8 protein-coding genes are annotated in these 12,598 nt (G+C 33.6%); 6 read left to right on the forward strand and 2 right to left on the reverse strand.

The window, feature by feature from the left end; translation table 11 throughout:
- Positions 1-91: 91 nt before the first annotated feature.
- A complete protein-coding gene (locus LACAL_RS06825; RefSeq protein ID WP_013869985.1) occupies positions 92-916 on the reverse strand; it encodes a universal stress protein in 825 nt (274 codons plus the stop codon).
- A gap of 151 nt (positions 917-1,067) precedes the next feature.
- Between LACAL_RS06825 and rimP the strand changes: the two genes are divergently transcribed.
- Genes rimP through infB form a run of 3 tightly spaced genes read left to right on the forward strand, consistent with a single transcriptional unit; the run spans position 1,068 to position 5,591 of the window.
- A complete protein-coding gene (rimP, locus tag LACAL_RS06830) occupies positions 1,068-1,529 on the forward strand; it encodes a ribosome assembly cofactor RimP (RefSeq protein WP_013869986.1) in 462 nt (153 codons plus the stop codon).
- A gap of 12 nt (positions 1,530-1,541) precedes the next feature.
- Complete coding sequence (gene nusA, locus LACAL_RS06835; RefSeq protein WP_013869987.1) at positions 1,542-2,774, forward strand: transcription termination factor NusA; 1,233 nt, start codon at positions 1,542-1,544, stop codon at positions 2,772-2,774.
- A gap of 39 nt (positions 2,775-2,813) precedes the next feature.
- Positions 2,814-5,591, forward strand: coding sequence for a translation initiation factor IF-2 (infB, locus tag LACAL_RS06840; RefSeq protein ID WP_013869988.1), 2,778 nt, complete (start codon positions 2,814-2,816; stop codon positions 5,589-5,591).
- Between the two features lie 96 nt (positions 5,592-5,687).
- Here infB and LACAL_RS06845 read toward each other — a convergent pair whose 3' ends face one another.
- On the reverse strand, positions 5,688-6,086 hold the full coding sequence (locus LACAL_RS06845) for an SPOR domain-containing protein (RefSeq protein WP_013869989.1): 399 nt from the start codon (positions 6,084-6,086) through the stop codon (positions 5,688-5,690).
- Positions 6,087-6,254: 168 nt separating this feature from the next.
- Between LACAL_RS06845 and LACAL_RS06850 the strand changes: the two genes are divergently transcribed.
- From LACAL_RS06850 to nrfD, 3 genes are all read left to right on the forward strand, one after another.
- Positions 6,255-7,595 (forward strand): c-type cytochrome, encoded by a 1,341-nt coding sequence (locus LACAL_RS06850; protein WP_013869990.1) that lies wholly within the window; start codon positions 6,255-6,257, stop codon positions 7,593-7,595.
- Positions 7,596-7,724: 129 nt separating this feature from the next.
- Positions 7,725-10,829 carry a TAT-variant-translocated molybdopterin oxidoreductase gene (locus LACAL_RS06855; protein WP_013869991.1) on the forward strand — a complete coding sequence of 1,035 codons (3,105 nt, stop codon included), beginning with the start codon at positions 7,725-7,727 and terminating at the stop codon, positions 10,827-10,829.
- Positions 10,830-10,863: 34 nt separating this feature from the next.
- Positions 10,864-12,594 (forward strand): NrfD/PsrC family molybdoenzyme membrane anchor subunit, encoded by a 1,731-nt coding sequence (gene nrfD / locus LACAL_RS06860; RefSeq protein ID WP_013869992.1) that lies wholly within the window; start codon positions 10,864-10,866, stop codon positions 12,592-12,594.
- Positions 12,595-12,598: the final 4 nt, after the last annotated feature.

The raw sequence follows: 12,598 nt of genomic DNA on the forward strand, positions 1-12,598 counted from the left end.
AAAAGTATAAACCTCTAACATTTAATTTGTTAGAGGTTTTTTTGTGTCTTAATATTTGTGGTGAAATTAAAATTTAAGAGTAAAAAAGCTTTTAAATTTTAAAAGTGATTACTGGTCTTTTAGCATGATTAACAAGGTCTTCACTCAGGCTTCCGTTTAAAAAGTGCGCTATACCTTGGCGTCCATGTGTGCTAATTCCTATTAAATCGGCATTAATTATATGAGAAAAATTTAAAATACCTTTCTCAGCTGTTTCATCATTATAAATGTTAATAGTATAATTCGAAAAAGTGGTTCCTTTTATAAAATCTTGAATTTTTACTTTTGCAGAAGCTGTTGTTTTAAAGTTAGAAACAGTATTTACCATTAGCAAATGTATTTTAGCATTAAACATTTTGGCTAGTTTTACAGCTTGCTTGAATGTTTCCTTGTTATCGTTTTCAAAATCTGATGCAAAAACAAACTCTTCAATATTAAAGTTTTCATGTTCGTTTTTAATTACCAATACAGGTATATCGCTTGTTCTAACAAGCTTTTCGGCATTACTACCAATAAACATTTCTTTTAAACCGGTAGCGCCATGAGATCCCATAATTATTAAATCTATATCATGCTCTTTACTAACTTCTTTAATTCCAGTGTTTATATCATGAAAATCAACCATTTCTGTTACAGTAACATTTTGTAAAAACGGTTGATTCATAATTTCTTCAAACTGTTTGTGAGCTAATTTCATAAAATAAAGCGCTTCAGGTAAATCTGCAGGAGAACTGCCTGCATTTAACTGTACAAGAGGTAAATCAAGCATGTGTAAAAGAATAAGTTCACAACTATGTTTTTCGGCTAATTGAGCAGCAACTTTTATTGCGTTTTCGGCTTCTTTTGAAAAGTCTGTTGGTACAAGAATTTTTTTCATTATGAGTTAAATTTAAGAGTACTATAAATTTAACTAAAAAATTGGACTTTATAAAATTATGAAAATCAATAAAATTGTGTATATTTGCAGCGTTGTAAGAATACAATAAAAATGTGAGCGGACGAAAAGTCCGCTCTTTTTATACTTAAAAATGTTTAACACTACAGTAAAAAACCTCATTAACGAGGCACTTGAAGAAAGAGCCGATTTGTTTTTAATAGATTTAACAATTGGCGGCGATAATGCCATAAATGTAATTATTGATGGTGATAATGGCGTAACTGTAGAAGATTGTATTTTAATTAGCCGTGCTGTAGAGCATAACTTAGATAGAGAAGAACAAGATTTTTCTATAGAAGTTGCCTCGGCAGGAGCAGCAGCTTCTTTAACGCTACCAAGACAATTTAAAAAAAATATTGGTAGAACATTAGAGGTTAAAACACAAACAGAAACTTTTGAAGCTAATTTAGTAAGTGCAGATGAGAACGGTATAAGCCTCGAGTGGAAAGCTAGAGAGCCAAAACCTGTAGGAAAAGGTAAAGTTACTGTACAAAAACAAACTAATATTGCTTACAACGATATTGTAGAAGCAAAAGTGAAGATAAAATTTTAATTCAATAGAGTTATGGAAAATTTAGCCTTAATAGATTCTTTCTCAGAATTTAAAGACGACAAGTTAATTGATCGTGTTACATTAATGGCCATATTAGAAGATGTATTTAGAAGTGCATTAAAAAAGAAGTTTGGAGATGATGATAACTTCGATATTATCATTAACCCAGATAAAGGCGATTTAGAAATTTGGAGAAATAGAATTGTTGTGGCAGATGGTGAGGTTGAAGAGCCAAACCAAGAAATTTCTTTAACTGCAGCTCGAAAAATTGAGCCAGATTTTGAAGTAGGAGAAGATGTTTCTGAAGAAGTAAAACTTATAGATTTAGGTCGTCGTGCTATTTTAGCCTTACGCCAAAACCTTATTTCTAAAATTCATGAGCATGATAATACTAATATCTTTAAGCAATTTAAAGAATTAGAAGGTGATTTATATACTGCTGAAGTGCACCATATTCGTCACAGAGCAGTTATTTTATTAGATGATGAAGGAAACGAAATTATCTTACCAAAAGACAAACAGATACCCTCAGATTTTTTCCGTAAAGGTGATAATGTTAGAGGTATTATAGATAGCGTAGAATTAAAAGGAAACAAACCGGCAATTATAATGTCTAGAACGTCTCCTAAATTTTTAGAAAAACTATTTGAATCTGAAATTCCAGAAGTATTTGATGGCTTAATCACCATTAAAAATGTAGTGAGAATTCCAGGAGAAAAAGCAAAAGTAGCAGTAGATTCTTATGATGATAGAATTGATCCTGTTGGAGCTTGTGTAGGTATGAAAGGATCTCGTATTCATGGCATAGTTCGTGAGTTAGGAAACGAAAATATAGATGTAATTAATTACACAAACAACCTACAATTATACATAACAAGAGCTTTAAGTCCTGCGCGTGTAACATCAATTAAAATTGATGAAGAAAACAAAAGAGCAGAAGCAATATTAAAGCCAGAAGAAGTAAGTAAAGCAATTGGTCGTGGAGGTCATAATATACGCTTAGCAGGCCAATTAACAGGTTATGATATAGACGTATTTAGAGAAGGAGCAGAAGAAGATGTTGAGTTAAGAGAATTCTCTGATGAAATCGAAGATTGGATTATTGCAGAATTTAGCAAAGCAGGATTAGATACTGCGAAAAGTATTCTTGAACAAGATGTTGAAGATTTAGTAAAAAGAACAGACCTAGAAGAGGAAACAATTCTAGATGTTATTAGAATTCTTAAAGAAGAATTCGAAGATTAATATATATTTGAAGTAAATTAAAAGAGTAAGGCAACATTTATGGCTGAAACTATTAGATTAAATAAAGTACTACGTGAGCTTAATATCTCTCTAGATCGTGCTGTAGAATTCTTGGATTCTAAAGGTGTCGAAATAGAGAAGCGCCCGACTACAAAAATTTCTGAAGCAACCTATAAGATTCTTTCAGATGAGTTTGAGACGGATGCTAGTAAGAAAATGAAATCACAAGCAGTAAGTGAAGCCAAGCTCAAAGAAAAAGAAGACTTGCGTCTTCAGCGTGAAAAAGAGATAGAAGAAAAGCAAAAAGCCGAAGAAGCTAAAGCTGCTGCAATAGCTAAAGAAAAAGAATTAGCTAGAGAAAAGGAGCTAGAAAAAGCAAAAGAAAAAGAAAAAGAAGCAGTTGTTAAAGCAACTAAAACTTTAGCTGGGCCAAAGCAAGTAGGTAAAATTGATTTAGAAGATAAAAGAAAGTCTTCAAAGCCAAAGCCAGTAAAAAAGGAAGAGGTGAAAAAATCACAACCAACGACTTCTAAAAAAGAAGAGCCTAAAAAAGAAGATAAAAAACCACTGCAAACAAAAAAGCCAGAAGCTAAACCGGTTAAAAAAGAAGCTGATAAACCAGCAGAAAAAGCTAAACCAGAAGCTAATGAGCCAGGGACTGTAGAAACCCAATATCAAAAACTATCAGGGCCAAAAATTGCAGGAGAAAAAATTGATTTATCTCAATTTAATAAACCTAAAAAGAAAAAAGAAGACCCTAAAAAGTCAGACGATAACAATAAAAGAAAACGTCGTCGTATCTCTAAACCAGGAGATAATAAATCTAATTCTGGAGGAAACAATAGAGGAGGAAACGATAGACACCGTGGTAAAAAAGGTGGCGGACGTAGAAATATTGTAAAAGAAGAGCCTAGTGAAGAAGATGTAAAAAAACAAGTAAGAGAAACGCTTGAAAAATTACAAGGTAAATCTAACAAAGGAAAAGGCGCTAAATATAGAAGAGATAAAAGAGATCAACACAGAGAACAAACTGAAATTGATCAACAAATTGAAGCAGCAGAAAGTAAAATACTTAAAGTGACAGAGTTTGTTACAGCAAGTGAAGTTGCAACCATGATGGATGTTAGTGTAACGCAAATTATCTCAGCATGTATGTCTTTAGGTATGATGGTTACAATGAACCAGCGTTTAGATGCCGAAACACTTTCTATAGTTGCTGAAGAGTTTGGTTATAAAGTAGAGTTTGTTACTGCAGATATTGAAGAGTCAATAACAGAAGTTGAAGATAATCCAGAAGATTTAATTGAACGTGCTCCTATTGTTACAGTAATGGGTCACGTAGATCACGGTAAAACATCTTTACTAGATTATATACGTAAAGAAAATGTAATTGCAGGAGAATCTGGAGGTATAACACAGCATATTGGTGCTTATGGAGTACAATTAGATAACGGACAAAAAATTGCATTTTTAGATACACCAGGTCACGAAGCCTTTACAGCCATGCGTGCACGTGGTGCTCAAGTAACAGATATAGCAATTATTGTTGCAGCAGCAGATGATGATATCATGCCGCAAACAAAAGAAGCAATTTCTCACGCACAAGCTGCAGGAGTACCAATTGTTTTTGCTATAAATAAAATAGATAAGCCAGATGCTAACCCAGAAAAAATAAAAGAAGGATTAGCAAACATGAACTTATTAGTTGAAGATTGGGGTGGTAAAATACAATCGCACGATATATCAGCAAAAATGGGAACTGGTGTAAAAGATTTATTAGAGAAAGTATTGCTTGAAGCAGAATTATTAGAACTTAAAGCAAACCCTAATAAACCAGCTGTTGGTACAGTAGTAGAAGCATTCTTAGATAAAGGTCGTGGATATGTCTCTACAATATTAGTACAAGCAGGAACATTAAAAATAGGAGATTACGTACTCGCAGGAAAAAATAGTGGTAAAATTAAAGCCATGCATGATGAACGTGGAAACGATGTAGCCGAAGCAGGACCATCAACACCAGTTTCAATATTAGGTTTAGATGGCGCGCCACAAGCAGGAGATAAATTTAATGTCTTTGCAGATGAGCGTGAAGCCAAGCAAATTGCAACTAAAAGAGCACAATTACAACGTGAGCAATCTGTTAGAACACAACGTCATATTACATTAGATGAAATTGGTCGTCGTATTGCATTAGGAGATTTCCAAGAGCTTAATATTATATTAAAAGGTGATGTTGATGGTTCGGTAGAAGCGTTAACAGACTCTTTCCAAAAATTATCTACTGAAGAAATTCATGTAAATATTATTCATAAAGGCGTTGGAGCAATTACAGAAAGTGATGTATTGTTAGCAACAGCATCAGATGCTATTATTATAGGATTTAATGTACGTCCAGTTGGAAACGCGAGACAAGTTGCAGATACCGAAGAAATCGATATCAGAACATACTCTATAATCTACGATGCTATTAACGATCTTAAAGACGCTATGGAAGGTATGTTATCTCCAGAAGTTAAAGAAGAAGTTACTGGGACAGCAGAGATTAGAGAAATGTTTAAAGTCTCTAAGGTTGGTACAATTGCTGGTTGTATGGTAATGAATGGTAAAATTTACCGTAACTCTAAAATACGCTTAATACGTGATGGTGTGGTAGTTTATACTGGAGAATTAGCATCATTAAAACGTTTTAAAGATGATGTTAAAGAAGTTGGTAAAGGTTACGATTGTGGTATGCAAATTAAAAACTATAACGACATTAAGGAAGGTGATGTTATAGAAGCATTCCATGAAGTAGAAGTAAAAAAGAAGTTAAAATAAAGTGATTAAAATATAGTTTTAAAAACTTATTAATATAAAAAAGCCGTTTTCAAATCAATTGAAAACGGCTTTTTAATTTTAATTTTTTGTTCTAAATTAATCCTTCTTTTTAGGTTTAAATATAAAAGAACCAGTAGGGAATTTCTTTTTAATTTTCATTAAAGCACGATCTGCTTCTAAGCGTGTTCTAAAATTTCCAACCCATACTTTATAATTAGGTGTTTCATAAACCAAACTTGATGGCCAAGAGTTAAAAGAGCTGTCAAAACTGTTTTCCATGCTTTCAGCACGTTCTCGACTGCCAGAAAATATTTGAATTTTATAACGGTTTGTATCGTTATCTTCTGTGTTTATTTCCTTTTTTAATTTTAATAAATTAGAAATTTCTTCATCTTGAGAAATGTCTAAAGAGCCATTTTGCGCGTTGCTAACAGAATAAATGCCAGCAGTTAAAAGTAAAAACAAGCTAATTTTTTTAGTCGAAATAATCTTCATTTTTTTAGTTCTATTTATTACAAATGTAAAAGTTATAAACGAAATCAAATACTTTTTCTTATTTAGAATTTCTCTAAATTAGGAATTAAGACTTCTTTAAGATTTCTAAAATGGACTTTAAGTATTACTTTTGCCTAAGTTTTTTATAACTGTATTTTTAAAGTATAGATGAAAAAATCATACCAAAGTTTAGAAGTAAATTCAATCAACAATATGAAACAGGTGATTCACCGCAAATTAGGCGTTAATATTCTTCAGTTAAGCTTAATTTTTATACTAGCGTTTTCTACTTCCCTTTCAGCTCAAGATGGCGATGCTGCTGCTGGAAAGGCGTTATTTAATGCAAATTGTGCTTCATGCCACAAATTAGATAAGAAAATGACAGGTCCTGCATTAAGAAATGTAGAGGCTCGATTAGAAGAAGAGCAAGGTTTAGATAGAGCATGGCTTTATGCTTGGATAAAAAACAGTGCAGGAATGATTAAGTCTGGTGATGCTTATGCTAACAAGATTTATAAAGAGTACAACGGTACTGCAATGACTGCTTTTCCTCAATTATCAGATTCAGATATTGACAATATATTAGCTTACACAGCTGAAGAAAAAGCGGCTCCGGCGGTTACACCTGGTGTAGTTGGAGGTGTTGACTCAAACCCTTCAAACGATGGTGCTTCAAATACTTTAATTTTAGGTGCTTTAGCATTATTGTTCGCTTTATTAGCAATAGCGTTAGTTTTAGTTAATAAAACGTTACGCCGTTTTGCAAATGAAAAAGGTGTGGAGTTGGAAACTAAGTCTTCAAGAAAACCACTTTGGAAAGCTTTTGTTGAAAATCAATTTTTGGTTTTAGTTACAGCGATTTTCTTTTTGTTAGCTGCAGGTTATTTTGTGTATGGTTACTTTATGCAGGTTGGTGTAAATCAAGGTTACGAGCCAGTACAAGAAATACACTATTCGCATAGAATTCACGCAGGTGATAATGGTATCGATTGTAAATACTGTCACTCATCGGCTAGAGTTAGTAAAACTTCAGGGATTCCGTCTTTAAATGTTTGTATGAACTGTCATAAGTCTATTTATGAAGTCGCTGAATCTACAGCTACAGAAGAGTATAGCAAAGCGTTTTATGATGGCGAAATCAAAAAATTATATGCGGCAGTTGGTTGGGATGATGCAAATCAAAAATATACAGGTGAAACCAAACCGGTAAAATGGACGAGAATTCACAATTTGCCAGATTTCGCATATTTTAATCACTCACAACACGTTTCTGTAGCAGGCGTTGAATGTCAAACATGTCACGGTCCAGTTGAAGAAATGGAAATTATGTACCAATATGCTCCATTAACAATGGGTTGGTGTATTAATTGTCACAGAGAAACAAACGTAAAAGTTAAAGATAACGAGTACTATACTAAAATTCACGAGCAATTATCTAAAAAATACGGTGTTGAAGAATTAACAGCAGCGCAAATGGGTGGTTTAGAATGTGGAAAATGTCATTATTAAAAGCATAGTATTTTAATAATTCCTATAACACTGGGACTCTCGATTAAGAGAGAATAGATGTTACACATAGCGAAGCAATGTGTTTAAACGAAATAAGAAATAAATTAAGAAGTAATTCAATTATATAATATGTCATCAAACAAGAAATACTGGAAAAGTGTTGAGGAGCTAAAAGATAGCTCTATTGTTGAGACGCTAAAACAAAACGAATTTGTAAATGAAATTCCTACTGATGAGTTTCTTGGAGACAAGGAAACATTAGAGTCTTCATCTACAACGCGTCGTGATTTCTTAAAATATGTTGGTTTTAGTACAGCTGCAGCTTCTTTAGCTGCTTGTGAAGGACCAGTAATTAAATCAATCCCTTATGTAGTACAGCCAGACTCTATAATCCCTGGTGTTGCTAATTATTATGCAACTACAATTGCAGATGGTTTTGATTTTGCAAGTGTTTTAGTTAAAACTCGAGAAGGTCGTCCAATTAAAATTGAAAACAATAATCTTGGAGCTACAGATGGTGGCGCAAATGCAAGAGTTAATGCATCAGTTTTAGGATTGTATGATAGTTTAAGAGTAAAGAACCCTATGAAAGGCGATGCAGCTATTTCTTGGTCTACTTTTACTTCTGAAACAACTCAAAAATTAAACGCTTTAAGAGATAGTGGAAAACAAATAGTATTATTAACACAAACTTTTGCAAGTCCATCAACGTCTAAGTTGATTTCTGAATTTAAAGAAAAATATGGAAATGTAAATCATGTGATTTATGATGCAGTTTCAGAATCTGCTGCTTTAGATGCGTTTCAAGCAAAATATAATGAAAGAGGCTTAGCTGATTATGATTTTTCTTTAGCATCAACAATTGTTGGTTTTGGAGCAGATTTCCTAGGAGATTGGCAAGGTGGAGGTTTTGATACAGGATACTCTCAAGGACGTGTTCCTAAAAAAGGAAAAATGTCTCGTCATATTCAGTTCGAATCTAACATGTCTCTTGCAGGAGCAAACGCAGATAAGCGTATTCCTTTAACACCAAATCAACAAAAACTTGCTTTAGCTAAATTACATAGCTTAATAGTTTCAGGTAGTACTTTTTCAGGAAGTTTACCTGCTCATATTGAAAAAGCAGTTGTAAATGCAGCAAATGAATTAAGAGTTGCAGAGAGTGCTGGTGTTGTTATTACTGGATTACAGGATATAAACGCACAAACAGTAGTTTTAGAGATTAACGAAGCTCTTAGTAGTAAGGCTTTTAATCCTAAAAAACCAATTAAAACAAGACAAGGAAATGATAAAGAAGTAATGACTTTAGTTGCCAATATGAAAGCAGGTAAAGTAGGAGCTATTATCATGAGTGGTGTAAACCCATTATATACATTACCAAACGCTTCAGATTTTGCTAAAGGATTGAAAAATACAGAGCTATCTGTTGCCTTTTCAATGAAAGCAGATGAGACAGCTTTAGTGTCACAATATATCGCTGCTGCACCTCACTATTTAGAAAGTTGGGGAGATGTAGAATTAAAGAAAGGTCATTTTGGTTTAATACAACCAACTATTCGTCCTTTATTTGATACTAAACAATTTCAAGAGGCATTATTATTATGGAATGGAAATACTGAAAAGTATAGCGATTACGTAAAAAATGTATGGAATACTTCTATTTTAGGTGGAGCTTCATTTAATCAAGCATTACACGATGGGTCTTTTATTTCTAAAACATCTGGAGATGTAGTAGAAGAAACTTCTGAAGTTTCTGAAGACAATATGGAGATACCAGCTGGAAATGCAGCTAGAGCTTTAGCAGCTAGCGCAACATCTAAAGGCATGGAGTTGACATTGTATACCAAAACAGGTATGGGTGATGGTCAACAAGCAAATAATCCATGGTTACAAGAGTTTCCAGATCCTATTACTAGAACATCTTGGGATAACTATTTAACAATTTCTGCAAAAGATGCTCAAAGACTAGAAATAGTTAATGAAAATGATGCAACAGGAGCATTAAATGGAAGTTATGCCGAAGTTACTGTTAATGGAACCAAGTTAACAGTGCCAGTAATTATTCAACCAGGTCAAGCTGCAGGTTCTGTAGGTTTAGCATTTGGTTATGGTAGAACGGCCGGTTTAAAAGAAGAAATGCAAACTGGTAAAAATGCTTACGCATTATATCAGAACTTTAAAAACATTCAGGAAGTTACAGTTAAAAAAGCAGCAGGTATGCATGAATTTGCATGTGTGCAGTTGCAAAACACTTTAATGGGTCGTGGAGACATTATTAAAGAAACTACTTTAGAGATTTTTAATACTAAGGACAAAAGCGCTTGGAATGCTGTTCCAATGGTATCTTTAAATCATGAAGAAACTCCAGTAACTTCACCAGATGTAGATTTATGGGATGAGTTTGATCGTTCAGTAGGACATCACTTTAACCTTTCTATAGACTTAAATGCTTGTACAGGTTGTGGAGCATGTGTAATAGCATGTCACGCAGAAAACAACGTACCGGTAGTTGGTAAAGAAGAAATTCGTCGTAGCCGTGATATGCACTGGTTACGTATTGATAGATACTATTCTTCAGAAGAAACTTTCGAGCAAGACGATGCTAAAAAAGAAGGATTTTCAGGATTATTTGGAGATAATGGTTCTTTAGGAGGATTTGGTGAACTTGAAGCAGCATCAGATAATCCACAAGTAGCATTCCAACCAGTAATGTGTCAGCATTGTAATCATGCACCTTGTGAAACTGTATGTCCTGTAGCGGCTACATCACATGGCCGTCAAGGTCAAAACCACATGGCATATAACCGTTGTGTAGGTACTAGATATTGTGCAAATAACTGTCCTTATAAAGTACGTAGATTCAACTGGTTCTTATACAATGGTAATGATGAGTTTGATTACTTTATGAATGATGACCTTGGAAGAATGGTTATTAACCCAGATGTAACAGTACGTTCTCGTGGTGTCATGGAAAAATGTTCTATGTGTATACAATTGACACAGAAAACTATACTTGATGCTAAACGTGAAGGACGTGAGATTAGAGATGGTGAATTCAAAACAGCTTGTTCTGCAGCTTGTACTAGTGGAGCAATGGTATTTGGAGATATTAACGATAAAAATAGTAAAGTTGCAAAACTTTTAAAAGACGATCGTATGTATCACTTATTAGAAAGTGTTGGTACTAAACCTAATGTTCAGTATCATACTAAAGTGAGAAACACGAAAGCATAAAAAGAATTAATTAACGAACAATTATAAAAGGATTATGGCGTCTCATTACGAAGCACCTATTAGAAGACCTTTAGTTACAGGCGAAAAATCGTATCACGATGTAACTGTCGATATCGCAGCTCCTGTTGAAGGGAAAGCAAATAAACAATGGTGGATTGTTTTTTCAATCGCATTAGTAGCTTTTCTTTGGGGAATTGGTTGTATTATTTATACAGTATCAACAGGTATTGGAACTTGGGGATTAAACAAGACCGTTGGATGGGCTTGGGATATTACTAACTTTGTTTGGTGGGTTGGTATTGGTCACGCAGGAACATTAATTTCTGCAGTACTTTTACTTTTCCGTCAAAAATGGAGAATGGCAATTAACCGTTCTGCAGAGGCAATGACAATTTTCTCAGTAGTTCAAGCTGGATTATTCCCAATTATTCACATGGGTCGTCCATGGTTAGCATATTGGGTTCTACCTATACCAAACCAATTTGGTTCATTATGGGTAAACTTTAACTCTCCGCTACTTTGGGATGTATTTGCAATTTCAACATATTTATCTGTATCATTAGTATTCTGGTGGACAGGTTTATTGCCAGATTTTGCAATGCTTAGAGATAGAGCAATTAAACCATTTCAAAAGAAAATTTATTCATTATTAAGTTTTGGTTGGACAGGTCGTGCTAAAGATTGGCAACGTTTTGAAGAAGTATCATTAGTATTAGCAGGTTTAGCAACACCATTAGTACTTTCTGTACATACCATTGTATCTTTTGACTTCGCAACATCTGTAATACCAGGATGGCATACTACAATTTTCCCACCTTACTTCGTAGCAGGTGCTATTTTCTCTGGTTTTGCCATGGTAAATACACTCTTAATTATAATGAGAAAGGTATGTAATCTTGAAGATTACATTACAGTTCAGCATATAGAATTAATGAATATTGTAATCATGATTACCGGTTCTATAGTTGGTGTAGCATATATTACTGAGTTATTTGTAGCTTGGTACTCTGGTGTAGAATTCGAGCAATATGCATTCTTAAATAGAGCAACAGGACCTTATTGGTGGGCATATTGGGCAATGATGTCTTGTAACGTGTTTTCACCTCAATTTATGTGGTTCAAAAAATTACGAACAAGTATTATGTTCTCTTTTATAATTTCTATTGTTGTAAATATAGGAATGTGGTTTGAACGTTTTGTAATTATTGTAACATCATTACATAGAGATTATTTACCATCATCATGGACAATGTTCTCTCCAACGTTTGTAGATATTGGTATATTTATAGGAACAATAGGATTTTTCTTTGTATTATTCTTATTATATTCTAGAACATTCCCTGTAATTGCACAAGCCGAAGTAAAAACAATCTTAAAATCTTCTGGACAACGTTATAAAAACATTAGAGAAAGAGGAGATAGTTTAATGGGAACAGGTTCAGACGAAAGAACTTCTGTATATGCATTAAAAGAAGATACAACACTTACTCCAACATTCGCGAAAGATGATACTAAAGTAAATAATTTACTTGAAGGTATTGGAACATTTGATCCAGCAACTCAAACGGCAGATGACTTAAAAGTAATTAATGGTATTGGTCCAAAAATGGAAGAAACATTAAATAGTATCGGTATTTTTACTTTTGCACAAGTAAGTAAAATGACAAATAGAGAATATACATTGTTAGATGAAATTACAGGTTCTTTTCCAGGTAGAGCAGAACGTGATGATTGGTCTGGACAAGCTAAAAAATTAATAAACTAAAAGT

It is taken from the genome of Lacinutrix sp. 5H-3-7-4, assembly GCF_000211855.2.
Classification (GTDB): domain Bacteria; phylum Bacteroidota; class Bacteroidia; order Flavobacteriales; family Flavobacteriaceae; genus Lacinutrix.